Source organism: Agriterribacter sp., assembly GCF_035444585.1.
Classification (GTDB): domain Bacteria; phylum Bacteroidota; class Bacteroidia; order Chitinophagales; family Chitinophagaceae; genus Agriterribacter.
The window spans coordinates 1-25,593 of the sequence record NZ_DAOMOZ010000050.1 but is presented as its reverse complement, the minus strand read 5'-3'; the positions used below and the strand labels follow the sequence as shown (position 1 = coordinate 25,593).

Below are 25,593 nucleotides of genomic sequence, written 5' to 3'. Positions count from 1 at the left end.
AAAGTTCCGGGAAAGGACACCTGATGGTCAATGTGCTGGTGCGGGAAGGAGGTGAATTCCGCGCAGAGCTTACCGATGAAGACGGAAAGGTCATTCCGGGCTTTTCGGCAGCAGAATGCCTGCCGGTTACCGGTGATCACCGGCAGGTTGCTGTGCAGTGGAAAGGAGGAAAGGAAGCGCCTGTTGACAAGGTACGTATCAGGCTTGTATTGAAGCAGGCCTTTTTGTATGGGTACGACTGGAGGAAGTAAGCCGGCTGCGGATAATATTGTTTTGGAAGTATAAAGTACACTTATTTAAAATACTACAGGTAAAAACATTATGCAACAACTCAGAAGATCAGATATTAACAACAGCATTGTGCTCGCACAAAAAGTGATCGAACATTTCGGGGTTCACTTGCCCTTTTTTGCATACTGGACACCGGAGCAATGGGCGAAGGCAGGAAATGAGTTTGATGAAATACGCGCCTGTATGCTGGGATGGGACGTGACTGATTTTGGCAGTATGGATTTTAAGAACATCGGGCGGATCCTGTTCACACTGAGAAATGGAAAACCTAACAATAAAGCCTACCCGAAAGAATATGCCGAGAAGCTGCTTATTGATCCGGAGCACCAGCGGGCTCCTGCCCATTTCCACCGCTCAAAAAGAGAAGATATCATTTGCCGGCGTGGAGGTAATATACTGGTGCAGCTTACCAAAGCAGACCCCTCGGGGAATCCTTCCAATGAGTCATTTACCGTTCAGAAGGACGGGCGTACAGTACATTTGTGCCCCGGGGATATTGTAAGGCTTTGTCCGGGCGAGAGTGTTAACATTCCGCCCGGAACTATCCACCAGTTTTGGGGAGAAGAAGGTACAGGGGTTAAAATGGAGGGAGTAGGATTTACCCTGAGCTCTGAGATCTCCAGTGTGTGCGATGACTGGGAGGATAATGTCTTCATTGAAAAAAATGCAGTACGGTTCCCTGTTGTTGACGAAGATGAAGCATCTAAATTCCTGCTTTGTCATGAATATCCTGCAGCTTCATAAAGTGACCTTTCACCCTGGCTCTGATACAACATCATTCTGTACAAAACCATTACCGGTTAAACGATCATTTAAACAGGCTGTTAAATCATTTGCCATGAAAAGAAACAACAACCTTTTGCCGATATGGATATGCATATTGTGCATGGGCTGCCAGCTTCCTTCCCCACAAAAAAAAATACAGGAAGAGGCTGTTCGTATTTACAGTGAAAGGCAGTTGTTCGTGGATGATTATATCGTTGAAACATTAAGCGAAGGAGCTGGATACCGGTTGCATCAACCACAGATAAAAGAAGTAGTGTTTGAAACCGATGCGCCGTGGGAGGGCAGCTACAGCAATTACAACAGTATTTTTAAAGACGGTGATATATTCCGTATGTATTACCGCGGCTGGCACAGGGGAACGAAAGGAGAGCTCACCCATGATATGGTATGGTGCTATGCAGAAAGCAAAGACGGTATACACTGGGTAAAGCCCGATCTCGGCTTGTTTGAATTTAACGGGTCTAAAAACAACAATATCATTCTTGCCAGCAGGCAATTCGGAGATTTCAAATTTACTTTTGCGGATAATATGACCGTCTTTAAGGATCACAATCCCGGTGTTTCACCTGATGCACTTTATAAGGCATTTGTTGACCTCAGAAAGCAAAAGCCGGATTGGAGCCTTTTGGTATTTCACTCTCCCGACGGGATACACTGGACCCCGGCAAATGGATCTACACCGGTTTTAACCCAATATGAGGGATCCTATGACAGCCAGAATACGGCTTTCTGGGACAGTGCAAAAAATGAATACCGCGCCTATTGGCGGTTTTTCGGCAGGGATTCCCTGAGAGCCATAAGAACAGGCACTTCAAAAGATTTTATCCATTGGGATAACCGGAAGGATATCCAATATACAGATACGCTTTCCGAACCGATGTATACCAATGGTATCATTCCCTATTACCGTGCGCCGCAGATCTATATAGGCTTTCCCGCCAGGTATTTAGACCGCAAATGGTCGGCTTCCATGAAAGCCCTGCCCGAATTGAAAGAGCGGGAGGGCAGGAGCATTACCAACCCGAGGTATGGAACGGCAATTACCGAAAGCCTGCTGATCGCCAGTCACGACGGGGTAACATTTAAACGCTGGAATGAAGCCTTTCTCCGCCCCGGTATTGAACGCAACGGCGCCTGGAACTACGGGCACCAGTATATCGGATGGAGTTTCCTGGAAACCCCGTCCGGACTGGAAGGGGCGCCCAATGAAATATCGTTGTATGCCAGCGAAAGCCTGTGGACGGGAGAAAGCAGCACATTGCGCCGCTACACTATACGTCTCGATGGTTTTGTTTCGATCAATGCTCCGATGAGCGGTGGCCGCCTGCTCACCAAACCTTTTGTGTTTAAAGGAAAGAAACTGTCTCTCAATTTCTCTACCTCCGCACTCGGCAGCATACGCGTAGAGATACAGGATACAGCGGGCAAAGCTTTTCCGGGATTTTCTATGGATGACTGTCCACCGGTTTTTGGCGATACGGTTGACCGTACGGTTACCTGGAACAACGGCAGTGATGTGAGCGCGCTGCAGGGAAAAGAAGTGCGGCTGCTGTACGAGATAAAGGATGGTGATCTGTATTCGTTTTATTTTCGTGGAGGGTGAAAGAGAAGGTGGAAGGTAGAGGGCAGAAGGTGAAAGGTGAAAGGCAGAAGGTGGAGGGTGAAAGGTGGAGGGTGAAAGGCAGAAGGTGGAGGGTGAAAGGTGGAGGGTGAAAGGTGAAAGGTAGAGGGTGAAAGGTGGAAGGTAGAGGGTGAAAAGCACAAACTGATAGCATGACACAGATAGCTAATAGCTGACCGCTGATCGCTGACTGCTGAAAGCTCCTGTCTGCCCGCCCTGAGCGAATTCCTGTTGTTTTCAAAACAGGATGTTCAAAACTTAAACTTAGCTATGCGTTTGAAAATCATTTATATTGAGATATGTTGTGTTCTGATCGTATGCTCTGTAGCTGCAAACTATTCGGAAGACAGGGAACTCCTCAAAAGATTCCGGGCAGGCATCGCTAAGGTAAATATCACACCAAACAGGTCACTGCCATTGCTGGGTTATGGCCCCAGAATGTCCGAAGAAGTACGCGACAGTATTTATCACCGGGTTGTAGTGATAGACGATGGAGAAAGGCGTTTTTTCCTTGTCTCTTCTGATATCTGTTCGGTTGATCCTTCAATTTATGAAAGGGTCCTGGCCAGACTGAAAACAAAGTATGGCATAGATCGTGAGTGTTTCTGGTGGTCGTTTACCCATACCCATTCGGCTCCGGTAGTTGGCCCGGCCGGCGTTTTTTCCGTAATGCTGGGTTACGATGCCGAAGCGCCGTATGATCAGGAATACGTTAATCTTATAGAAGAAAAGCTGCTCCAGGCGGTTGAAGAAGCGAAAAGAGCGGATTATCAGAGCATTTCGTCTTCCGGAGCTGCAATGATCAGGATACCCCTGAGTTTTCTGTTTATCAATGATGAAATTGCTGTCTGGAGCGCTCCCTGTGAACTATTTTGCGAAGTGTCGAATACTGTCCGGCAAAGATCTCCCTTTCCTTTTACTTTCTATTATGGGGTTACAAACGGAACCCTGGGATACCTGCCTACCCGGCAGGAATTTGCATTTGGGGGATATGAAGCAGGAGTTTCACCATTTACTCCTGATACAGCTGAGAATATGGAGCGGGATGTAAGTGAATATCTGGATAATAGATATTAAAAGAAGAGAAATCAGGCGTAAAAAGTGAGAAAGAGGAGCTAACAGCTCTGTTAAGAGTACACGCTATCTGCATTTTGAAACGTGGGCAAACGCTTTGTAAAAGTATTTTTTATATGGTTCTTATCTAAAAAAATCATGTATGCAAAAAAATCCAACGGTTCATGAGCTTTTTGATATCAAGGGTAAAGTATTCCTGGTTGCCGGCGGAGGACGTGATCTTGGAAAAGATATGGCTGTTGCACTGGCAGAAGCGGGCGCAGCAGGCGTGATCACTTCGCGCAATGCATCTTTAGCCGCTGCAACAGCAGGGGAAATAAGTAAAGCTACGGGTAAAAATATCCTGGGGCTGCCGCTCAATGCGGCTGATGAAAATGAAGTAGACCAGGTTTTCAAAACGATCATTGAAAATTTCAGACGTATTGATATCTTGGTGAATTGCGTAGGCGGAGGCGCTCTGCAGCAGGCTTCTGCTAAATTTGAAGAGAGCCGCCTGGAGGCCTGGGAAGGAATGCACCAGCTCAATGTGCATACTGCCTTTTTGCTTTGCAAGCATGCTGTGGCACTCATGAAAAAGCAAGGGTCGGGCGTTATCATCAATATTGCCAGTATTGCAGGTGTTGTCGGACGCGACCGCAGGGTTTATCCTGAAGGAATGAACCCCCAGTCGGTAAGCTATGCTTCTGCAAAATCGGCTGTGATCGGATTTTCGAGAGACCTGGCTGCATACCTCGGGCCGTATGGTATCAGGGTAAACACCATTTCTCCTGGAGGCTTCAGGAGAAATCAGCCCGCATCTTTTATTGAAAGGTATTCGGATAAAGTTCCGCTGGGTCGTATGGGCCGGGATGGAGTAGACTTAAAAGGTGCTGCTTTGTTTTTGGCGAGCGATGCATCATCTTATGTTACCGGGCATAATTTAGTAGTTGATGGAGGATTTAGCATATGGCAATGACGACTCACACAGCGTTCGGGAGATCATTAAAGAAATATTAAACATTGCAATCTGTCAAAAGACAATATTATCATTATCAATATGAATAGCCATACAAAAGTCCTGGTTTTGGGCTTAGGTTCAATCGGTCAGCGACACGCCAGGTTGCTTTCAGAGCGCAGTGATGTGGATGTGCTTCTCTGTGATATCAGTGAAGAACTTCGCCGGCAGGCGTCGGGCGCCCTGGTAAAGCCGCCATCTGCCGTGTATGCTTCGTATGCTGCTGCATTGGAATCACATCCCGACATCGTTTTTATTTGTGTTCCCAATCATTTGCATGTACCCATGGCGTTAGAGGCTATTCGGAACGGTACGGATGTGCTGGTTGAAAAACCTGTTTCGGATTCATTGGAAAAAGCCAGGGAACTGGTAAAGGCTGCCGAAGCCTCCAGCCGGTTCCTGCAGGTGGGTTATATGCTTCGTTACGACGAAGGGTTGATCACGCTGAAAGAGATCATTGATAAAGGAGAGATCGGAAATCTTGTGGGGGGGCGTGCGATGATCGGTACCTATGTTACCTTGCTGAATGCGAAAGGTTCAGACCGCATTGATCATCCCAATAGTCTTGTGGTAGATTATACGCATGAGCTTGATTTCATCAGTTGGTTTTTTGGGAAAGTGGAAGATGTAATGGCGATGCAGGCGCGAATGGGAGATCTGGAGCTTAAGCCACATCCCAATATCTTTCAGATCAATTTAAAATTCAGTTCCGGTGCATTGGTACAGGTGCATATGGATTATATCCAGTTCCCGCAGAGAAGGGTCTTTGAAGTGTATGGAGACAGGGGTACACTTTGCTATGATTTTATGACGGGAGAGATACGCCATTTTACCTTTCAGCGTGCACATGAATGGACCAACAAAAATGTGCTCCCGGTAACAGAACGCTGGGATGACCTGTTCCGCAAAGAGCATGAGTCGGTTTTCACCCGGCGGTCGGATGGATTGCCGCCCTTTGTTTCGGGTGCAGACGGTTTGCAGGCTTTGGAAATAGCAGTGCAGGCGATCAGGGTTGCCAGATAATATTTTAAATATGCAACATCATAATAATTTTATACCATGTCTTTGTCTGTATTGATTACCGGTAAAGTCCCGCGTGAATGGGCCGCTGAATTAGACGGCCTGGCCCGGGTAAACATCTGGGAAGGGGAGGAGTACCTGATGCCCCGTACCCGTTTGCTGGCAATGATCGGGGAGTATAATGCGCTGATCAATTTTGCGGAAGTAAAGGCAGATGAAGCCTTCATCAGTAGCGCGTCTAAGCTCAGGATCATTGCCAATTGTTCTATCGGGTTTGACAACCTGGACCTGTCGCTTCTTACTGCAAACGGCATATGGGCCAGCAATGCCCCGGGCTTTTTTAATTACCCCGTTGCCGAATATGCGCTCACCGGCATACTGGCTGTTTTACGTAGGCTGCCGGAGGCAGATGATTTTGTAAGAAAAGGCAAATGGCAGGCATTTGAGCCTGGCCGGTGGGACGGGTTTAGCTTAAAGGAAAAAACGGTAGGGATCATCGGGCTGGGTTCAATAGGAAAAGCGCTCAGGGCAATGCTGGTAAGCCTGGGAGCAGAGGTTATCTATAATACACGGGAGCCCGCAGCAGAAGCGGGCTGGACACCTTTTGATGAACTCGTCAGGATGTCTGATGTGATTTCCATTCATGTTCCGCTTACTGCTGAAACTGTTAACCTGCTGGATAGGAAGACCATCGGTAAAGTGAAACCAGGTGTTATTATAGTAAATACTTCCAGGGGTGTAATAATAGACCAGGATGCATTGGTGCAGGCGCTTCGTTCGGGCCTTGTAGGTGGAGCCGTGCTGGATGTATTCCGTGATGAACCGGATGTGCCCGTGGAATTGCTGGAGATGAAAAATGTATTGCTCACTCCGCACATTGCCGGTGGAACCCGATCTGCGAGAGAAGCCTGTGTGAAAAGAGCTGTTCAAAATGTACGGGCAGCCCTGGCAGGTGAAAGACCCGTGAACGCACTAAATGAAGTGAGATGAAGATAAAGAAGTATCTGTTTTTCTGCCTTTGTACCTAATGCCTGTCTTCCTCTTCAGTTTTGTTGTTAATAAAGGTTTTAAGATATTGGCTGGGAGTAAAGCCTTTTACTTTCAGGAACTGCTTATTAAAGTTGGAAATGTTCCCAAACCCGCTTTCATAAGCGGCGCCGGAAATATTCTGATCGCCAAGCAATAAGAGCTTACAGGCATATCCGATCCTGATTTCATTTACATAATCAACAAAAGATTTATGGGTCCGTTTCTTAAAGAACCTGCTGAAAGAAGAAGTGGTCATATTTAATTCCTTCGCCAGTTGCTTCTGATTTATTTCTTCCCTGAAGTTGTCCATAATGAACTTATAAGCCCAATACATTTTGTTATCTGCATTTTCCTGGATAGAATCAATAAAAACCTGGCTGGATAAATATTCGTGATTGGAAGAATCCGCAATCGTCTGCAGGATGGAAAATAAAATACTGATCCTGTTGATTCCTTTCTCCTTAAAAATGTCTGCAATCTTCAACTTGACAATATCCTGGGCGAAAGCATCATTTATTTTGATACCTCTCTTGGCTTTGTTCAGTAAATCAAAAATGATTTTTGCTTCGGGTATCCTGTAAAATTCTGCCCCCGGAAAATTCCATTTAAAATGGATCGCCGTGCTTTGGGTGTTAAAATCGGGTGAATGATACTGGCTGGCCCGGAACTCGTGGGGCAGGTTAGGGCCAATAAGAATAAGGTCATTTTTTCTGTAATGCGAAATACAGTCTCCCACAAACAGCACGCCTACCCCCTCATCAATCAATGTAATTTCACACTCGGGATGATAATGCCACGGATTGTGAATGTACGGATTTGCGTTTTTCCACACCTTAAATGATTCTGATGTGGTTGTTTCCACATGTCTTAAAAGAATAGGCTTCACTTCACTTCTTTTGTTTTATACAATATACTTAAAATCATTATTATCTGATGAAATATAATATAAAAAAAGCGATTCTAACCTAAAGCAAACGCGTTTGGATCGGATTGAGGTTGTTCACCAATACAGAGGAGGAAAGGGTATACAGGAAGGGCTGAGCGTGTTGTCGGGGAATAAATGGTGAATAGCAATATTTTTGAATACAACGTCCCGATGATTCATCAACAAAATGATCCGGATCTGCATACAATAAAGAGCATATTGAGATTTTAACCGTTCAATCCGGGCTTTTGGGAACTGCTGTATACCTGACGACAAAATAACATTAACTATTGCTGTGTTTGTATTAGTACAACGCATCCCGGGAACTTAATTTTAACCTGTTCTTTTTAGGTGTCTAACTGTTTTGAACACAGTCCGTTCATTCTTTAAATGAATATCTTTAGCACCAACTCAATAAGCGATAGACAAAGGTTACCATCGCGTGCGTGGGTTATTGTAGCGCTTCTTTTCTTTGTTTCGGTTTTAAATTATCCCGATCGCATTACCATTACTACCATGCGTGTTTCCGTTATGGATAAAGTTCCAATGACCGAAGCCCGGTTTGGAATATGAACTGAGAAATTGAAATATGTCACTTAAACGGTGTCATTTGTTTGTCACGGATTAAAAACTGAAAAATATGATTATTGATGCTTTATCAAACGCTGGGAAGTATCTCTGTGTTCATCCGCTGTTTGAGCGTGTATTTGAATACATCAAAAGTGTAAATATTAACAGCATTGAAGAAGGGAATTACGAATTGCAGGGCGATGAAATAAAAGCAATAGTTTCCAACCAGCCCGGCAGGAGCCTGGAAGAAGGAATTTCAAGGTTTGAATGTCATGATAAATATATAGACATACAACTTTGTATAAGCGGGCAGGAGCGGATTGGCTGGAAACCCCGCCGGAAATGCACACAGCAAAAAGCAGCATACGATGAAAGCAAAGACGTTATTTTTTTTAATGATGCGCCGGATATGTATTTTGAATTAACCAATGACCAGTTTGTTATTTTTTTCCCTCATGATGTTCACGCACCAATGATCGGGGAAGGGAAAATTAAAAAAATGATCATCAAAGTGAAATATACGGTATAGCGCTGGTGCATACCAGCAGCGAACCGGCTCATTTGTAATTCAGCTTTGCAGGTGTGGCTTTATGTTTTTTAAAGTGCTTTGCTGCAAAAAATGCTTAAGATGTTTAAAGAAATGACTGTAGCCGTAGTAGCCATACAGCAAAAAATTAAAACCCCCGGGAGCGTTGGCAAGCTGGGCTGTGGCCTTCCTGATCCGCATCACCTGTAGAGCCTGCTTGCTGCTGATGCCGGTACACCGGTCGAAGTAACGCTGCAGCGTACACGCCGAAACCCGGTATTGCGCAGATAACGCTTCTGTGCTAACGGAAAACCGGTTTTGCTGAAAACAATCCTCCGGTATTTCACTTACATGCCCCCCGGTTGTTGATGAAATGCGTATTAAAGCTGAACTCCGGCCGGGTAAAGAAGTTTATGAACCTGTTGAGATCCTTTAGGTAAATTCACAAATATTTTGGTTGACATGGTTCGGGTTTTACGTGGTTTAATTATACTTCATTCCCGGATACCCCAAAAGCCTTCGCCATAAAGCAATTTGTCCGATACAGTTTGCTTCGCGATACGTGCAGAACGTGATGAGATCATAATAGGTCATGCTCATGCCCGGCATCATCTCAAAGGATTCATTAAGCTTTTTATCATCAGCGTTAATCAATGCTTCCCTTAAAACAGGCGTAATGCTTTCCCAGTCTTTTTTAAATACAGCCAGTGAAGGATAAGTAATATCGTCCTGTATCCCTTTGTTGTCTTTAAAAAGCTCATGCGCCGATTGCTTAAGATCTGATCCGAGCAGGTTCGCTATTTCGCAGCGTTGTTCCACCAGGCTTCCCGTAAGCCAGGCAATATGATTGGCTTTTGTATTGAGCCGCTTATGCCTGTCTTCGTCAGAAAGTCCTTCGATAGCATTCGCAAAAAATTTTGTTTGCATATCATAGAGCACAACGATAGAAAACATCCGGTTACTGACTGTTTTTGTTTCCATATTGATTTTGGTTTTACTGTTGATTTATTATTTCCAAAATGATTTCAGGGATTTATTGTTTTTTAACTGGCAGTTAATTATCCTTAATCCTACAACAAACCTAAAATCTTTAATTGGTGTATAGGAGGTGCATTTACGGCAATTTAAGGGGTTGCATGCGACAATACTTCAATCAAAACATGCAGCGGTCCCGATATGCTGTTTTCAGGTCCGTATAAAGGCTCCCAAAGTGTTTAGGGAATTAAATGATCTTGTGAAGGCAAGCAGCGGTTGACATTTTATTTGAGACCGGTTCCGGCCAATATGCCAAAGCCAGTTACTTCCAGCGTGGTAAATGCGGTTGAATCGGGCAACCCATTGGTGCCGGTATTAATTTTAGCCCAGTAACGTCCCTGGTTAGCCGAATGATAAATGCCCTGCCATTGCGCTGCAAACAAATCCCGGTCCCTGTTCTTAACTTCAAAAGTGTAAAGGTTTACCGGGCCGAACCCGGTATTGGCATCTTGCCAGTTCAGTCCATCATTATTGGTTTTTAATAAACCTTCCCCCAATGTCATTGCATATATAAACTGCCCAGCCTTTGCGGAGAATCCGCTTACGGTAGCATCCTCCGGAATACCATTGGAAAAAGGAGACCAGGTTTTTCCGTTGTTTGAGGAGCGATACAATACTCCAATTGTTGTTGGTGTATTTGTTTCGGGAACAATAAACTCATTTTCTTTTTGCAGGTTATTTATTAAGGCCCCTTCCGGCATGTTATTACAGCCTGTTTGAATAAATAATAAAAGCAGGTAGCCCGCTATTTTATTTGTAAGGGATGGAAATGCATGCACTGGTTTATGTACGAAAGCCACAATGATATCTTGAGTTTGGCAGCAAATTTGGGGTCAATATTCTTTTCATATAAATAAATACTATGACCGATACCATTTTTAGCGAAGCTTTTGCAAAAGAACTGGAAGCAGAAGTTGCCGCTACCCGTAGATAGGCCAGCCGGACTAAAGAAAAACCCGAACTTCTGAAGTTGTGACCGTTTTATAGGGGAATTACTGATTTCTTCCTTCGCCGTGTTTGCGAACCGGCCGCATACCCCTGATATATCTTACCTTATGATTTTTTTAGAAGGATAAAAATTCGGGGTTGCTGCGCAACCTTTACTCAGCAAACCCCGTAATTAATAGCAATAAAGTTTACCAGCGGTTTGGAACAATTGTTACATCTGATAAAGGGCTGTGTTGCCAATGATGCGAAATGTCAGAAGGTTTTTTACGAAAAATACCTGGGATTTGCATTGAAAACAGTGTACCGGTACCTGAGTTCCTATGAAGCCGCGGCAGAAGTTACGAATGATGCTTTTGTAAAAATATTCCGGGCTTTTGGCAAATTTGAATACCGGCATGCGGCCAATGTGGAGAGCTTATTGCTGGCGTGGATGCGCAGGATAGTAATTAATACGGCTATAGACTACATACGTGTAAGCCAGGCACAGAAAAGATATCAGTCCATAGCGGAAGATTCGTGGAACAATCATGAAGCGGAAGTAAGATCGGATGAACAGTTGCTGTATAAAGAAATCATAGAGCTGATCCGAAAGCTGAGCCCTTCGTACAGGGCCGTGTTCAATTTGTATGTAATTGACGGTTATTCGCACCAGGAAATCGGGAAGATGCTGGGCATATCTGTGGGTACGTCAAAATCGAACCTTGCGAGAGCCAGGGCATTTCTGCAAAAATACCTTGTAAAAGATAATAAGGATAATGTGTTATGTTTTACCTGAAGAACGACGATATGGAGGATCTTTTCCGTAAAGCTGCGGAAAACTATGAAGTGGATACCCAAAAGGTGTCTGACTGGGAAAGGGTGCATGCCACTTTACGCGCTGGTCAAAACTTACCGGAAGGAGGCAAAAAGAAAAAACGCCGGTTTATTTTCTGGTGGTTCCTCCTGTTCCCTGCCGGCTGGATGGCGCATAATACCTGGGAAAAGAACTTTAATAAACGCCCGGCAAACAATGCAGGTGAAATTACTTACCGGCAGCCCGGTGCCATTGAAATGCAGCCTTCCGGTGCGGGACATGGTATTGATATTACCAGTGAAAAAAAGTCGGGCAGCAGTTCTGCCATTGACCAGGCAAACAGCAGTTCTTTGATAAGAGATGTAAACAAAACCGGTTACCAGGATAAGTTGGGAAATATGCAGGACAAAGCAGGAGAGTCATCAAGGGGTTTGTCGTATGCACCTGCTTTGCTCCTGCAAAAAGTTGGCATGAGGAGCCCGGTACTGCCGGGGCCGACAGCAGAGCAATATATAACGCATAACCCTACGGTTCAGGCTCTGTCCCGTGAGCAAGCCAAACCGGTTCCACCATTAACCAAAAACCGGTATTTCTATGTGCAGGGGCTGGCATCTCCCGATATAAGTACGGTTAAGTTTCAAAAAATATCAAGCTTAGGGTATAGCGCCGGGTTATTGTTTGGCTACCGGCTCAGCAAACGGTGGGCTGTGGAAGCCGGGGCATTGTGGGAAAAGAAACTATACTATACCAAAGGTGAATATTTTGATAAGTCTAAACTGGGCCAGTACTGGAACAACGCAGAAATTTATTCTGTTAACGGGAACTGCCGTATGATCACCATACCGGTGAATGTCCGTTATAATTTCAACGCCGGTAAAAAGAGCGACTGGTTCATTACAGGCGGCATGTCCTCTTATTTGATGAACAAGGAATATTACGATTACACGTATGAATATTATGGAGATGTACATACAAAAGGATATGCGTACAAAGAAAATTCACAAGTCTGGATGGCAGCCATAAACCTGGGTGCAGGCTATGAACGGAAGATCGGGAGATCCCTCCGGTTTCGTATAGAACCTTATTTCAGGTTGCCTGTTTCGGGTATGGGCAAGGGCCATCTTTCGCTAAGCAGCGGTGGTATATTCATAGGGATCGGCAAAAAATTCCATTAACCCATAACAATAGCATTAAAACGCATGCGCAAAAAAATAATTCCTTTTTTGGCACTGGCTGCTGTGTGCCTGGTAGTTGCCTGGTACTGGTACAATAAGCCGAGGGAAGGCGTAGCCGGTAAAGACACAGAACTGTCTGTAAGCGCCGCGCTTTTGTATGAAGATTACAATGCCGATGAAACTGCGGCGAATAAAAAGTTTTTGAACAAAGTAATTGAAGTTAAAGGAACAGTGGATGGTATTATCCGTAATGGCAATGATGCGGTGTTAATGCTGGGTGTGCAGCCCGGGGGAGCCGGCATAAGCTGTTTTTTTTCGCCGGCATCAGCATTAGGATCGAATCATGTAAAAAAAGGGATGGAGATAGTAGTGAAAGGGAAATGTACAGGCTTTAACATGGATGTTAACTTAACCGATTGCATCATCATTTTATAAAACCTTAAGCGCATGATCCGTAGTCTTCTATATATATGGGCTCTGATTCTTTTTATTTCAGCTTCGGGTGGTTGTTCCAAAGCGTCCGAAGACATGCTGACAGTGCGGGAATGCGATACCAGCGGCATAAAATACGGTGCAGATATTTTACCCATTATCACAGCCAATTGTTATTCCTGTCATGCCAACGGTATCGTAAACGGGGATGTCAGCTTAGATGGATATGCCAATCTGAAAACCCAGGCCGATAATGGCAATCTGGTGGGTGTAATTACCCATGCCGGCGGCTATCCTCCCATGCCCGACAATGGAGGCAAGCTATCTGATTGTGAGATCAGTAAAATAAAGGCGTGGATAGCGGCAGGAGCGAAGCAGGATTAGAAGCGGGTTGCAAGTTTCAGGTTGCAGGGTTGCCAACCTTAATGAAAGGAACCAATCAGCTAATCCGTCAGTCACATTCTTACTAAAAAAATTAGATCGTGAAGAAATCTGTACTACTTATTGCATTCTGCGGACTTACGATTTCTATGGCATCAGCACAGGTGTTTATTACCAGAACAGGTGTGATCAATTTTTTTTCCAAAACACCAATGGAAGATATCAAGGCGGAAAATAACCAGGTATATGCCGCCCTTGATCTTTCCAAAAAAACAATCGCCTTTTCTATGCTCATGAAAAGTTTTCTGTTCAGGAAGGAACTGATGCAGGAACATTTTAATGAAAATTATGTAGAAAGCGACAGGTATCCCAAATCTACTTTTAAGGGAACATTTACCGGAGATGTTGATCCGCAAAAACCAGGGATATACAATGTGCAGGCGCAGGGTGTAATTACTTTACATGGTGTGGATAAATCCATTAATACCCCCGCCACTATTGAAATCACCGGTGATGGTTTAACGGGAACGGCACGTTTTAATCTTTTGCCGCAGGACTTTAATATCACAATCCCGGGCATTGTAAGAGATAAGATCGCCAAACAAATTGATGTGCAGGTAAAAATTGACTGCAAACCTGTAAAATAAACCTTATGAAACCTTATATAAAATATTTCACAGCTACAGGAATGCGCTGTTGCGTTTTGCCACCATCTAAAATGCTAAATATAACAGGATGAGACATTATGTATTGTTTTTCTTTTTGTGCACCTGTGCTGCCGGGGTTACAACGGCGCAGGACTCCAGCTTGCTGAATATGCTGGAAGATTCCATGATGGCAAACAAACAGGGCGCTCACGTTACGGGAGCGTTTAAGGGCACGCATATCATCAATACACATTCGGTGGAAACACCGGCCAAAGGAGTGTTGCTGTTCATGATCATGCATCGTTTTGGAAAAATAAATGAAGGGGCATATGAATTTTTTGGGTTAGACAATGCCACTATGCGCATGGGGTTCGACTATGGGCTAACCGATGAACTAACGGTGGGCATTGGACGAAGCACTTTTCAGAAAACGTATGATGGTTACCTGAAGGGTAAGTTGTTGCGTCAATCTGAGGGGCCCGGCGGGCATATACCGCTTTCGGTTACCGCGTTGGGGGGTATAGCGTATACTTCACTGAGGTATAGCGATAAGCCTTATCTCAATGCCAGGTACCGCACCAGTTATACTTTGCAGTTGCTGGCAGCAAGAAAGCTCAGCAGGAATTTATCAATACAGTTATCTCCTGCTTACCTGCATTATAACCTGGTGCCAACGGCGGCCGATAAAAACGATGTATTTGTGCTGGGCGTGGGAGGCAGAATGAAGATCACCAAACGTTCGAGTATAAATATTGAGTACAATTACCTTCCCGGTAACCAGGTCAGGTCATTCAAAGTATATAACTCATTTTCGGCCGGCTTTGATATTGAAACAGGGGGACATGTTTTCCAGGTGCATGTTACCAATTCGCAGGGTATGGTAGAGCCTTTATTCCTTGGCCGCACCACCGGAAGCTGGGGCAGGGGTGATATTTATTTTGGCTTCAATATTTCACGTTCTTTCAATCTTGCTAAAAAACGCTGATCCTTCATCTTAAAAAAAATATATGGAACGCAGGGATTTTCTTCATGACATCGGCCAGGCGACCGTAGCCATATGTGCGGGAAGTTTATTGGCGGCCTGTTCCAAATCTTCAGATAATAATGTTACACCTCCTCCGTCTGGCGGTGGAGGAAATGCTTTGATCACAGCCAATCTTAATTCGGAGCTTGCTTCGGTAGGGAGCTCAAAAACCAGTGGCAGTGTAATTGTTATCAGAACAGCAACGGGCAATGTGCCGGCTTCTTTTGTGGCATTGAGCCTTATTTGCACGCATATGCAATGCACTGTAAATTACGATGCCGGCGCCGGCGGGTTCAAATGCCCCTGTCATGGCAGCGAATACGATCTCAACGGAGGCGTAACCATGGGACCCGCTCCATCGTCGTTGAAAAAGTATACCGTTGCGGTTAGTAACAATACGCTCACGGTCAGGTAGGGGCAAGGTATGAGGTATGAGGCATGAGGTATGAGGTATGAGGTGTGAGGTGTGAGGTATGAGGTATGAGGGGTATTTGTCTTGTCCTGAAACCTGAGACCTCATACCTCACACCTTCCTTCACCATTGCACCTGCTTATACAATCCAAATTCCGAAAGCGTGGGGTTTAGTCTTGACGATAGGATACGAAGCCGTACCTTGCGGGCCGTTACGGGGTCAAAGCGGATCAATCGTTTATACCCTACCGTTGTGCCTTCCGTAATTTTTTTCCAATTGCCACCATCCCGGTATTCCAGCACAAATTGCTCAATCCGCTGCCCGGTCGCAATATTTTCCTGCAACAGCAGCACATCAAATGTTTTATTGCCATCCAGTCTCAGCTCAATAACGGCAGTACTATCTTTTTTCCCGGCGGCCCAATAGGTATCATAATCATGATCGAGGATGAACTTTCCTTTGCTTCCAATGTTAAGCCTTGCTCCCCGGGCAAGATTCACTGCAAAAGTTGCACTGATTATTTTCTTCCATGCCTTCAGGCTGGCAATATCATTTTCATGGATCACCCCTCTTTTATCGGGTGGGATATTCAGTAGCAGAACACCGTTCCTTCCTACCGAGCTGTAGTAAATGTCAAGGAGTTTTTCCGGTGTTTTTACTTTGTCATCTTCTTTGGCATGATAAAACCATCCCGGCCGTATAGATACATCTGTTTCTGCGGGATACCATACCAATCCTTTTGCATTTACAATTTTTTCCCGGCTGCCCAGGTCATTGCCGGTCATATCCCCTTCGGGTTTAAAAGCAAGGTCACGCTGCGAACCCGAAGCAATTTCATGCCGGTCTAAATTATTGGCGGGCACAACACTCCATTCTGTTTCACGGCCATAACCGCTTTCTGTTCCAACCCATCTTACATCCGGACCCATAATGGCGATGGTAGCAGCAGGCTGCAGCTCGCGTATAAGCTTATACCATCTTTCAAAATCATACACCTGCTTTTTGCCATTGGGCCCCTCGCCGTTGGCACCGTCAAACCATACTTCGTCTACCCGTCCGTAGCGGGTGAGCAATTCCGTGAGCTGCTCAACGAAAAAGTCATTGTACGCATCTGTTCCGTACACGGGAGCATTCCTGTCCCACGGCGATAAATAGACGCCAAATCCAATGCCATAAGCGCGGCAGGCATCGGCTACTTCCTTTACCACATCGCCCTTGCCGTCTTTCCATGGACTGGACACCACGGAATGGCGGGTGGTTTTGGTAGGCCATAAGCAAAAGCCGTCGTGGTGTTTGGCTGTAATGATCACCTGTTTTATGCCGGCATTCTTTGCAGTGATCACCCATTGCCTGGCATCTAATGCAGTGGGGTTAAAGATCTGAGGATCTTCCTTTCCATCACCCCATTCCTTATCGCTGAAAGTATTGATGCCAAAATGAAAAAAGGCTGTCAGCTCCAGTTGCTGCCAGCGCAACTGCCGCGGAGAGGGCGTTACATTAGCTGCTTTGGCAATGATGTCCTTTTCCGTATCTCCGGGATGTATCAGCACATAGTTTTCTTTTGCTTCCTGGCCAAAAGCCATATTGCACAATAGGGTGAGCGTAAAAGCTATCAGTTTGTTCCTATTCATTTTACCGGGTTAAAGTGATATTTGTTTAAATGCAATTATTGCTCTCCCTGTTCGGCGCTTAATATCCGTTGGGCGTCTTCATCTTCATACTGCGCTATCAGGGCATCGAGTTGTGATCTCAGTTGCCGTGTAATTTTCTCATATCCTTTTTTGCCATAGAGGTTATGCATATCGTGGGGATCTTTCTGCAGATCATAGAGCTCCCAGCTATTTACTCTTTTGTAAAAACGGATCAGCTTATACTTTTTCGTTTGTACACCAAAATGAGGCGAAACCGAATGCTCGCCATTTTCATAATAGTGATAGTACATCGCTTCGCGGCCTTTTACCTTTTTACCGGTCAGCAATGGCAATACAGATCTGCCCTGCATGTCTCCCGGTATAGCCACGCCGGCGGCATCGAGGCAGGTGGGCGCAATGTCGAGGTTCATTACATATTCGTTCAGCGTTGTGCCAGGCTTAATTACGCCGGGATAGCGCATCATCATGGGCGTTCTGAATGATTCTTCATACATGAAGCGCTTATCAAACCAGCCGTGCTCGCCCATATAAAACCCCTGGTCGGATAAATACATTACTATGGTATTATCAGTCAACTGGTGCTCGTCAAGATAATCCAGCGTGCGTCCTATATTCCTGTCTAAGGAAGCTGCCGTGCTCAGGTAGTCTTTCATATAGCGCTGGTATTTCCATTCCGTGAGCGCTTTACCCGTTAGATTACGCGATTTAAAATTTGTATAAATGGGTTGATAATATGTATCAAATTTAGCGCGTTGTGCGGCATTCATACGGGTAACGGCTGGTTCTTTGTGATCGGGGGCCAACATTTTCAGATCGTAACCCGGTATCATGGTTTTGGCAATGGTCATGTCCTGTACTTTTGCTGCTGCCCTGTTATCGTAGGTGTCATAGAAGTTTTCCGGCAGGGGGAAAGTAACATCATCGAACATGCCCATGTCTGTTGTGTCGGGTATCCATGTACGGTGGGTAGATTTATGCCCGATCACCAGGCAAAAAGGTTTGCTGGTATCCCGCTGATCTAACCAGCCCTCGGTTACATCTTCAACAATATTGGCGGCATATCCTTCTATTCTTTTCCTGCTGCCGTCCATCATCAGCATATCGGGGTTGTAATAGCTGCCCTGTCCCGGGAAGATTTGCCAGAAGTCGAAGCCCCGGGGTTGTGTTCCCAAATGATACTTACCTATCCATGCGGTTTGATACCCGTTTGCCTGCAATTGTTTTACAAAGAGATCCTGCGCGGCATTGAAGTTGGAGGTTTCATTATCCTTAAACCCGTTTTTATGACTGTATTTACCCGTGAGCAAAACAGCCCTGCTTGGTCCGCATATAGAATTGGTAACATAGGCTTTGCTGAAAAGCGCGCCTTCTTTTGCAATGCGGTCTATATTTGGAGTTTGCATGAGCTTACTGCCATAAGCACTGATGGTTTGGTAAGCATGATCATCAGAAAGAATGATGACGATATTGGGACGTTTCGCTTTTGACTGGGCTGTGAGCGCAGCACAGGTGGTAAAGAGGATGAGCGTTATCAGTATAATTCTTTTCATCTGTATATTTTTTTATTTTTCATTTTTGATGAAAGGAAAATTTATATTCTCTGTATGCTCATTTTGCATGATCTTTTTTATGCGTTTTATTATGGCAGGATTTTCAGCAGCAACATCTTTTGTTTCACCCGGATCAGAATTGAGGTTATACAATTGTATAGCGCTGCCGGGGTCTTTCATAACGTTTAAGCGTACCCCTTTCCATTTGCCCTTGCGAACCGCCTGTCTGCCGCCGCCTTCATGAAATTCCCAGTATAAAAATTCATGCTCCTTTTGTTTGCCTTCCGATGAAAATTCAGGTAACAGCGAAATGCCATCTGTATATGGCGGAACAGGTACACCGGCTATTTCGGCAAAGGTTGGCATAAAATCCCAAAAGGCCCCGGCGAACTCCGACACTTTACTTTTTCTGATAACAGCAGGCCAGTAAGCGATCATGGGAGTGCGTATGCCACCTTCGTAGAGGTCTCTTTTTATGCCCCTGAAGCCGCCGCTGCTGTTAAAGAATGCCGGGTCGTTACCGCCTTCGCGGTGGGGACCGTTATCGCTTGTAAATACAATAAGCGTATTTTTTTCGATTCCCAGCTCAATTAATTTTTCCATTACCTGCCCTACGTAATGATCCAGCCTGGTTACCATTGCCGCATAAGCTGCATGCGGGTAGGCTTGCGGCTCGTAGCCTTTGCCGTTCCATGGGGCATTTACGGGTTTAGCTTCTTCACTGAATTTTCTTTTATAGTATTCAAACGTGCTGTCGTCTTTTGGCAATTGCAAAGCCGCATGGGGCAAAGTGTAAGAGAGGTACAGAAAAAAGGGCAACGAGCTGTGCTCATCCATAAATGCAAGGGCTTCCTTTTGTATGCCTGGCAGGTGTGTTGGGATAATCAATCCGTGTATTATTGTTCCATAGGTGATCGGGGAAATAGTTGTGCGATTGGCGCTGGCAGTTATAGCCAAAAAAACGGTCAAAGCCCTGTTGACCGGGAGCGCCTGCCGAACCGGGGTAGCCCAATCCCCATTTGCCGAAACTGCCGGTGGCATACCCCGCTTTCTTCAGCATTTCGGCTATGGTGTATGCGGTATCAGGCAATGGCAATTGTCCTTCGGGTTGAATTTCATAATTGCCCCGGACAGGAGTATGGCCGGTATGCTGCCCCGTGAGTAAGGCAGAACGGGAAGGTGCGCAAACAGACGTGCCTGCATAAAACTGTGTGAACCGTATTCCTGCTGCAGCCAGTTGATCTATATAAGGGGTTTCAATCTTTGTTTGACCATAGCAACCCGGGTCGCCGTAGCCCATGTCATCGGCCAGTATAAAAATGATGTTGGGTTTGGTTTGCGCATAAGAGGTAAAAGACAATAAGCAGCAAAAAAAGAGGAACGGAGCTTTGATCATTTCACATTCATTTTGATCACAGATGACTGCAAGATACAAAACAAGCGATCAGGAATATTTTGTCCGCCATTATTCATCCCTCCTCCCGGGTTTGCTCATTTCCTAAAACAGGAAATTTAGCCGGGGTAAATAAAATAATGACCAGGGTAATTACAGCCGTGATCAGCAGTGCAATATATACATAATGTGTAGCAGAATGAAATATTTGCCGCAGGAACGATTGTATTTGAGGCGATGAGTTTTTTGACTGGAGTGTTTCGATTACCTGGTTGGGAGGGGGCAGCTTTGGCGCAATGAGGGCAGGCGCTTTATGTAGTGATGAAAGCAGCACCGAATTAAAAACGGCTGCAAAAATGGCGGCGCCAAGAGTTTGTCCGAAATATCTTGAAAACATATTGGCGCCGGTTACCACCCCGCGTCTGTTCCATGTTACAATAGATTGTACGCCTACGAGCATGGGCGTGGAAATAAGCCCAAAACCGGCTCCCAGTAATAATTGCATACCAACGAGCATCCATACCGGACCGGGAAAAGGAAGAAGAAGAAATACACCTGCACCCAGGATAGCCATACATGCCCCTGCCAGCGCCGTGTTGCGGAAACCTATGGTAAGATATAGTTTTCCCGACAGTGCGGATGACAAAGGCCAGGTAATGCTCATACTTGCCAGTATGAAGCCTGCGGCTATAGGGCCAACCCCGGTAACGGATTGCGCATATACGGGCAGGTACATGCTGGACGCCATCATGGTAATTCCCATACCAATCATGGTAAGGTTGGCGCCAATGAGCACCCGGTTCTTCCATATCCATGCGGGCATCAACGGCTCGGGGTTGCGGCGCTCTACCCGCGTGGTAAGGAAGATTAAAATAGCGGCTGTCGCAAACACAAGTATGCTGTTAAGAGAAAACCATGGCCAGGCCTGCCCGCCCTGTAATATGCCAAACATCAGCAGCGCGCTGCTGATGAGCATGAGGGCCGCCCCGGCAAGCTTTATCCTGTGTGGGATATGAGGTTTTTTTTCGTGCAGGAAAAGGTAGAGGAGTATAATGGCAATAGCACCTACAGGCAAATTGATTAAAAATATCCAGTGCCAGGAAACGTATTCCGCGAAAGCGCCTCCCAGCGCCGGCCCGGCAATGGCCGATACGCCCCATACGCTGGAAAGCCAGCCCTGAATTTTCGCACGTTCCCGTATGCTGTACATATCGCCTGCCAGGGTATTTACGGTGGCCATGATGGCGCCGGCGCCAAGCGCCTGCACTCCGCGGAAGAAAATGAGGGAATACATGTTCCAGGATAGCGCACAGGTAGCTGAGCCGATCAGGAATATGGAAGTACCCGTAATTAAAACAGGTTTTCGCCCATACATATCCGCCAGCTTACCATATAATGGAATAGTAATGGTTTGAATAAGCAGGTAAATAGAGAATACCCAACTGAATAATGAAAAGCCACCGAGGTCGCCTACGATTTGCGGAATGGCTGTAGAAACAATGGTATTGTCCATCGCTGCGAGCATCATGGTCATCATGAGCGCGGCAAGAATCCAGCCGCGGTGCATCGGTGCCGGGATGTTTTCCGTATTATTTCCGGGCGTTATAGTTTTTAGATGATGTTGGTTGTTCCCCATTGTATCTCCGATAGATCCAAACGTGTCTTTACATTCACGCCGGTGCTCAAAAGTAAACCTTTTGGCGGCGAAAAGGAGGGGGCAAGCATTAGCGGATATTGCTAATGAATGGGTACTGAGCCACATTAGGTCTGTATCATATGCCCTGTACAGGTCGTGCGCACCATTGTCGGGCATGGCTATGGGGTCAGCCGCTGTCAATGACGGATTGTTTTTATCGGAAACGCGGATCAGCGCCATATCCCCGGATACTGTTAAAAGAAACCGATTGAATTTTGTTTTGTAACAGGGTCATGAATTGCTCTTTTGTCATCCATTTTTCTTTCCAGTCTCCGCTATCCTGAGAACGTATCAACAAATGACCAAGATTTAATGGAACACCTTTCCTGATATACCATTCCATATCAAACCAATCTCTCCCTTTCACTCTTCCTTTCCATTTGCGAAAAAGGAATGCATGCATTTTGCCGGCAAAGAGATCCGGCAGCGTAAAGCATTTAACGTAGAGTGAAAATGGTTTTAATAATAATTTTTCTTCTGTGCCCGGGTTCATATTCTTCAAGACATTCTTTGATCATACACTTTTTAATGTTTTTACAAGCGTTGCCAGGCTGTTTTTTTTTGGCGCATCTTTAAGCCAGCTATTAATGGTTGCTGTTTCTAACTTTCGAAGCGCACTTTCATCAATACGGAAATCTTCAATCAATAATTCCAGTGTTTGCTTTACACTACGCAATAATACACCGGGCGTAGCAATTATTTTATCACACAATGCTTTTTCCTTTGATGCCATTAACACGGTTTGCTTTTTTGTAAGCTGCACCTGTTTTATGCCAAAGCTGTAATAGGGCAGGGGCATAAAATTCACCCTGGCCGGGGTTGCATAAACAGCGTGTGTGCAGAAGCAATGCGGCTCTTGCAATGATTTTTTTAAATACTTACAAACGAACAAAGAGAAATACTCCAATTTCGCCTGCCTCTCACAAATGCTGCCATTAATGCTCTGATAATGCCTCCCAGTTAATAGATGCTGCTCACAGCAGCCACCTTGCTTTATATATCCGCAGTCCCTGCTGTTTAAAAATGCTGTTGCCTGCCAGGTCAAGCACTTCATCTGTCCACCATTTTTCTTTGGGACGGATGATGATTGTGGGGTATCCTTCAGGTCCGGATGATACGCTCTTTATGTTTTCACCGAACCGGGTGCTTACTTTTTCTGCTTTTTTGCTTTGCATGCTTACTTTAAATACAGCCGAATGGGTACTGAGCCACATTAGGTCTGTATCATGTGCCCGGTACAGGTCATGTGCACCATTGTCGGGCATGGCTACGGAGTCAACCGCTGTCAATAACGGATTGTTTTTATCGGCGTTATACCTGTATGTTTTTAGCTGGTTCCACGATACGGTATAAAGTTGCTTTCTCTTTTTGTCCCATACGAGGTTATGCCCGTCGCGCAGGTAAAAATCCTTACGTACTGTTTTTTCAGGATAATCCTTACCGGAAGTAACAAAAATACTCATGAGATTGCCTGTACTGGAAGCGCTTACAATGTTTCCATCGGGCAGTTGTTCAACAGAGTGCGTGTTACCGCCGGCATAGGCATAGAACATTGTTTTTTTATCGGATACGCGGATCAGCGCCACCCCCCCGCCGGAAGCACAGGCCAGTATGTATTTCCCGTTTTCGAGCGGCTTTGCATCACTCATCGCTTCAAACCATTTAGCATGCTCCGGTTCAATATCGGGTTGAACAGCAGGGCGCCATTCCCATACGATTGCAGAAGCGGCTATATCGGCTATGGCTACACGACTTTTTGATTGCTCGGAAAGTATGATGTACTTTTTCCCTTTTTCGGGTTGCCAGTGGGTCCGGGCATTTGAAGCATGCAAAAATGCTGTGAGTAAGATGCTGCTGAGTATGCTGATTGAATATTTCATCTGAGATGTTTTTTTTTACCGCAAAGCGTTAAGAAATTACGCAGGAACCGCTGCGTTGGCCCGCCCAAGCTGGTTTTGCCGGTACACATGCGGTTCAATGGTGAATGCTAATCTGATTAGTCGTCGGATAATGTTATCCACACAGGGGCATGATCGCTGGTTTTTTCCCAGCCCCTCACATGGCGGTCAACGCCGGCACCGGTAAGCCGGCTGCTGAGGCCGGGGCTGAGCAGGAAATGATCAATACGCAGGCCTGCATCACGACCGTATGCATTGCGGAAATAATCCCAGAATGTATAGATCTTCTCATCCGGGTAAAGCTTGCGTATCGCATCTGTCCATCCCTGCGCTGCAAGGTTTTTAAAAGCCGCACGGACTTCCGGCCGGAACAATGCATCGTCTACCCAGCGTTCCGGCTTATACACGTCAATCTCTGCCGGCATTACATTATAATCTCCCGTTAGTACTGTTGGCTTGCCGGAGGCAAGCAGTCCGGCAGCATGAAGCGTTAAGCGTTCAAACCAGCGCAATTTGTAATCGAATTTTGGCCCGGGCGCAGGATTGCCGTTGGGCAGGTACAGACAACCAACAGCAATGCCGTTGATGACCGCTTCTATATAGCGGCTGTGCAGGTCTTCGGGGTCGCCCGGCAATGCACGGCACACTTCCTGTATCTGGTGATTGCGCGACAGGATGGCAACACCGTTCCAGCTTTTTTGCCCATGCCAGATCGCAGCATAACCTGCATCCCGTATGGCCTGCTCCGGGAATTTTTCTTCCGGCGCTTTCAGCTCCTGCAGGCAAACAACATCCGGCGCTGCTTCACTCAGCCAGCGAAGCAGAACGGGAAGATGCCCGTTTACGCCATTAACATTATAGGTGGCAATTTTCATTGTAAATTATCGTATAGGATAAAGATAATTGAAAAATGATCTGTCAGATCCGCATCATTCAATAAACCCCGGTTGAAACATATTATTTACCTATCTTCCGTGGAACAAATGCCCCAAATATAAAAATATAATGATACCGGGCAGTTGTTCGCTTTGATATAGCCGGTGGGCTGAATATGGTACGGTATTTTATGTATAGCTGGGTAAAACAGTTATATGAAAAAGATAAAAGACCAGCAAACGGCGAAACACAACACGCAGTTCAATGCCAATAAAAACCGCCCCGAAAACAAAGACGACCTGGACAGCAGGGAAGGAGAAGAACAGGAATTTAAAGGAGATGATACCACGCATAATCAAAAGGCGCATAAGAACAAAAAGCCCGGGCAAAAAAAGAATGGATAGCCGATAAATTTTAAATCAATAATTATGGACTGGCACAAGCTTATCAACGAAAACCAACTGGAGGAACTGACAGAAAGATCAAAGGAACGGCCACAACTTATTTATAAGCATTCTACCCGTTGCGGAACAAGCTCACTTATCAGGAGCAGACTTGAAAGAGCAACTGCTCCGGCAGACATGGATTTTTATTTTCTTGACCTGATCGCGTACCGTTCCCTGTCTGATAAAATTGCGCAAATTTTCGGGGTGAGGCATGAGTCGCCGCAGGTACTGCTCATTCAAAATGGCGAATGCGTATATCATCAAAGCCATGGTGCTATTTATATGGAAGAAATAGCAGCCCGAAACATGCGTGCCTGATGAAGGAGGTATCAGCTATGAGCTGTCAGTCTATATGAAAAAGGTTTCGGAGCAGCAGCAGTCGAAAAGATTGCTCTTTA

At 45.5% G+C, this 25,593-nt stretch carries 29 protein-coding genes; 17 read left to right on the top strand and 12 right to left on the bottom strand.

The window, feature by feature from the left end:
• From PLH26_RS07715 to PLH26_RS07685, 7 genes are all read left to right on the top strand, one after another.
• A partial coding sequence (locus PLH26_RS07715; protein WP_502876369.1) for a hypothetical protein occupies positions 1–251 on the top strand: 251 nt, incomplete at its 5' end.
• A 70-nt stretch (positions 252–321) separates the two neighbouring features.
• Positions 322–1,035, top strand: a complete 714-nt coding sequence (locus PLH26_RS07710; protein ID WP_324585430.1) for a D-lyxose/D-mannose family sugar isomerase — start codon at positions 322–324, stop codon at positions 1,033–1,035.
• 94 nt (positions 1,036–1,129) lie between these two features.
• On the top strand, positions 1,130–2,680 hold the full coding sequence (locus tag PLH26_RS07705) for a glycoside hydrolase family protein (RefSeq protein WP_324585429.1): 1,551 nt from the start codon (positions 1,130–1,132) through the stop codon (positions 2,678–2,680).
• A gap of 288 nt (positions 2,681–2,968) precedes the next feature.
• Entirely contained in the window at positions 2,969–3,775 is an 807-nt protein-coding gene (locus PLH26_RS07700) for a neutral/alkaline non-lysosomal ceramidase N-terminal domain-containing protein (protein ID WP_324585428.1), read from the top strand.
• A 139-nt stretch (positions 3,776–3,914) separates the two neighbouring features.
• On the top strand, positions 3,915–4,727 hold the full coding sequence (locus PLH26_RS07695; RefSeq protein ID WP_324585427.1) for an SDR family oxidoreductase: 813 nt from the start codon (positions 3,915–3,917) through the stop codon (positions 4,725–4,727).
• 81 nt (positions 4,728–4,808) lie between these two features.
• The gene (locus PLH26_RS07690; protein WP_324585426.1) at positions 4,809–5,789 is read left to right on the top strand and encodes a Gfo/Idh/MocA family protein; all 981 of its coding nucleotides are present in this window, start codon (positions 4,809–4,811) and stop codon (positions 5,787–5,789) included.
• Positions 5,790–5,825: 36 nt separating this feature from the next.
• Complete coding sequence (locus tag PLH26_RS07685) at positions 5,826–6,776, top strand: 2-hydroxyacid dehydrogenase (protein WP_324585425.1); 951 nt, start codon at positions 5,826–5,828, stop codon at positions 6,774–6,776.
• A gap of 34 nt (positions 6,777–6,810) precedes the next feature.
• On the opposite strand, the gene PLH26_RS07680 is transcribed toward PLH26_RS07685, so the two are convergent.
• Positions 6,811–7,701, bottom strand: a complete 891-nt coding sequence (locus PLH26_RS07680; RefSeq protein ID WP_324585424.1) for an AraC family transcriptional regulator — start codon at positions 7,699–7,701, stop codon at positions 6,811–6,813.
• Positions 7,702–8,380: 679 nt separating this feature from the next.
• Between PLH26_RS07680 and PLH26_RS07675 the strand changes: the two genes are divergently transcribed.
• Positions 8,381–8,839 carry a NanQ anomerase/TabA/YiaL family protein gene (locus PLH26_RS07675; RefSeq protein ID WP_324585423.1) on the top strand — a complete coding sequence of 153 codons (459 nt, stop codon included), beginning with the start codon at positions 8,381–8,383 and terminating at the stop codon, positions 8,837–8,839.
• 480 nt (positions 8,840–9,319) lie between these two features.
• On the opposite strand, the gene PLH26_RS07670 is transcribed toward PLH26_RS07675, so the two are convergent.
• Positions 9,320–9,817: a DinB family protein gene (locus PLH26_RS07670; RefSeq protein ID WP_324585422.1), complete on the bottom strand. Its 498-nt coding sequence runs from the start codon at positions 9,815–9,817 to the stop codon at positions 9,320–9,322.
• A 278-nt stretch (positions 9,818–10,095) separates the two neighbouring features.
• Positions 10,096–10,671: a WD40/YVTN/BNR-like repeat-containing protein gene (locus PLH26_RS07665; RefSeq protein WP_324585421.1), complete on the bottom strand. Its 576-nt coding sequence runs from the start codon at positions 10,669–10,671 to the stop codon at positions 10,096–10,098.
• A gap of 347 nt (positions 10,672–11,018) precedes the next feature.
• Here PLH26_RS07665 and PLH26_RS07660 point away from each other — a divergent pair, with 347 nt between their 5' ends.
• From PLH26_RS07660 to PLH26_RS07630, 7 genes are all read left to right on the top strand, one after another.
• Entirely contained in the window at positions 11,019–11,594 is a 576-nt protein-coding gene (locus PLH26_RS07660) for an RNA polymerase sigma factor (RefSeq protein WP_324585420.1), read from the top strand.
• Positions 11,582–12,787, top strand: a complete 1,206-nt coding sequence (locus tag PLH26_RS07655; RefSeq protein ID WP_324585419.1) for an outer membrane beta-barrel protein — start codon at positions 11,582–11,584, stop codon at positions 12,785–12,787. The genes PLH26_RS07660 and PLH26_RS07655 overlap by 13 nt, the downstream gene beginning before the upstream one ends.
• Positions 12,788–12,811: 24 nt before the next feature.
• On the top strand, positions 12,812–13,222 hold the full coding sequence (locus PLH26_RS07650) for an OB-fold protein (protein ID WP_324585418.1): 411 nt from the start codon (positions 12,812–12,814) through the stop codon (positions 13,220–13,222).
• 12 nt (positions 13,223–13,234) lie between these two features.
• Positions 13,235–13,603 (top strand): c-type cytochrome, encoded by a 369-nt coding sequence (locus PLH26_RS07645; RefSeq protein WP_324585417.1) that lies wholly within the window; start codon positions 13,235–13,237, stop codon positions 13,601–13,603.
• Between the two features lie 98 nt (positions 13,604–13,701).
• Positions 13,702–14,247 carry a YceI family protein gene (locus tag PLH26_RS07640; RefSeq protein WP_324585416.1) on the top strand — a complete coding sequence of 182 codons (546 nt, stop codon included), beginning with the start codon at positions 13,702–13,704 and terminating at the stop codon, positions 14,245–14,247.
• A gap of 88 nt (positions 14,248–14,335) precedes the next feature.
• A complete protein-coding gene (locus PLH26_RS07635) occupies positions 14,336–15,232 on the top strand; it encodes a DUF5777 family beta-barrel protein (protein ID WP_324585415.1) in 897 nt (298 codons plus the stop codon).
• Between the two features lie 22 nt (positions 15,233–15,254).
• Positions 15,255–15,686 carry a QcrA and Rieske domain-containing protein gene (locus PLH26_RS07630; RefSeq protein WP_324585414.1) on the top strand — a complete coding sequence of 144 codons (432 nt, stop codon included), beginning with the start codon at positions 15,255–15,257 and terminating at the stop codon, positions 15,684–15,686.
• A gap of 120 nt (positions 15,687–15,806) precedes the next feature.
• Here PLH26_RS07630 and PLH26_RS07625 read toward each other — a convergent pair whose 3' ends face one another.
• The 9 genes from PLH26_RS07625 to xth form a co-directional block, all read right to left on the bottom strand.
• Positions 15,807–17,315, bottom strand: coding sequence for an alpha-L-fucosidase (locus tag PLH26_RS07625; protein ID WP_324585413.1), 1,509 nt, complete (start codon positions 17,313–17,315; stop codon positions 15,807–15,809).
• A gap of 35 nt (positions 17,316–17,350) precedes the next feature.
• Complete coding sequence (locus PLH26_RS07620) at positions 17,351–18,886, bottom strand: sulfatase family protein (protein ID WP_324585412.1); 1,536 nt, start codon at positions 18,884–18,886, stop codon at positions 17,351–17,353.
• A 12-nt stretch (positions 18,887–18,898) separates the two neighbouring features.
• Positions 18,899–19,774, bottom strand: a complete 876-nt coding sequence (locus tag PLH26_RS07615) for a sulfatase-like hydrolase/transferase (protein ID WP_324585411.1) — start codon at positions 19,772–19,774, stop codon at positions 18,899–18,901.
• Positions 19,716–20,282, bottom strand: coding sequence for a sulfatase-like hydrolase/transferase (locus PLH26_RS07610; RefSeq protein ID WP_324585410.1), 567 nt, complete (start codon positions 20,280–20,282; stop codon positions 19,716–19,718). Before PLH26_RS07610 ends, PLH26_RS07615 begins: the two co-directional genes overlap by 59 nt.
• Positions 20,283–20,355: 73 nt before the next feature.
• Complete coding sequence (locus PLH26_RS07605; RefSeq protein WP_324585409.1) at positions 20,356–22,155, bottom strand: MDR family MFS transporter; 1,800 nt, start codon at positions 22,153–22,155, stop codon at positions 20,356–20,358.
• Positions 22,130–22,468: a nucleotidyl transferase AbiEii/AbiGii toxin family protein gene (locus PLH26_RS07600; protein WP_324585408.1), complete on the bottom strand. Its 339-nt coding sequence runs from the start codon at positions 22,466–22,468 to the stop codon at positions 22,130–22,132. The genes PLH26_RS07605 and PLH26_RS07600 overlap by 26 nt, the downstream gene beginning before the upstream one ends.
• A 21-nt stretch (positions 22,469–22,489) precedes the next feature.
• Positions 22,490–22,837, bottom strand: coding sequence for a hypothetical protein (locus tag PLH26_RS07595; RefSeq protein WP_324585407.1), 348 nt, complete (start codon positions 22,835–22,837; stop codon positions 22,490–22,492).
• Between the two features lie 112 nt (positions 22,838–22,949).
• Positions 22,950–23,855 carry a DUF6528 family protein gene (locus tag PLH26_RS07590; protein ID WP_324585406.1) on the bottom strand — a complete coding sequence of 302 codons (906 nt, stop codon included), beginning with the start codon at positions 23,853–23,855 and terminating at the stop codon, positions 22,950–22,952.
• A gap of 116 nt (positions 23,856–23,971) precedes the next feature.
• Positions 23,972–24,748: an exodeoxyribonuclease III gene (xth, locus tag PLH26_RS07585; RefSeq protein ID WP_324585405.1), complete on the bottom strand. Its 777-nt coding sequence runs from the start codon at positions 24,746–24,748 to the stop codon at positions 23,972–23,974.
• 216 nt (positions 24,749–24,964) lie between these two features.
• Here xth and PLH26_RS07580 point away from each other — a divergent pair, with 216 nt between their 5' ends.
• Both PLH26_RS07580 and ytxJ read left to right on the top strand, forming a co-directional pair.
• A complete protein-coding gene (locus PLH26_RS07580) occupies positions 24,965–25,153 on the top strand; it encodes a hypothetical protein (protein WP_324585404.1) in 189 nt (62 codons plus the stop codon).
• A gap of 24 nt (positions 25,154–25,177) precedes the next feature.
• A complete protein-coding gene (ytxJ, locus tag PLH26_RS07575; RefSeq protein WP_324585403.1) occupies positions 25,178–25,513 on the top strand; it encodes a bacillithiol system redox-active protein YtxJ in 336 nt (111 codons plus the stop codon).
• Positions 25,514–25,593: the final 80 nt, after the last annotated feature.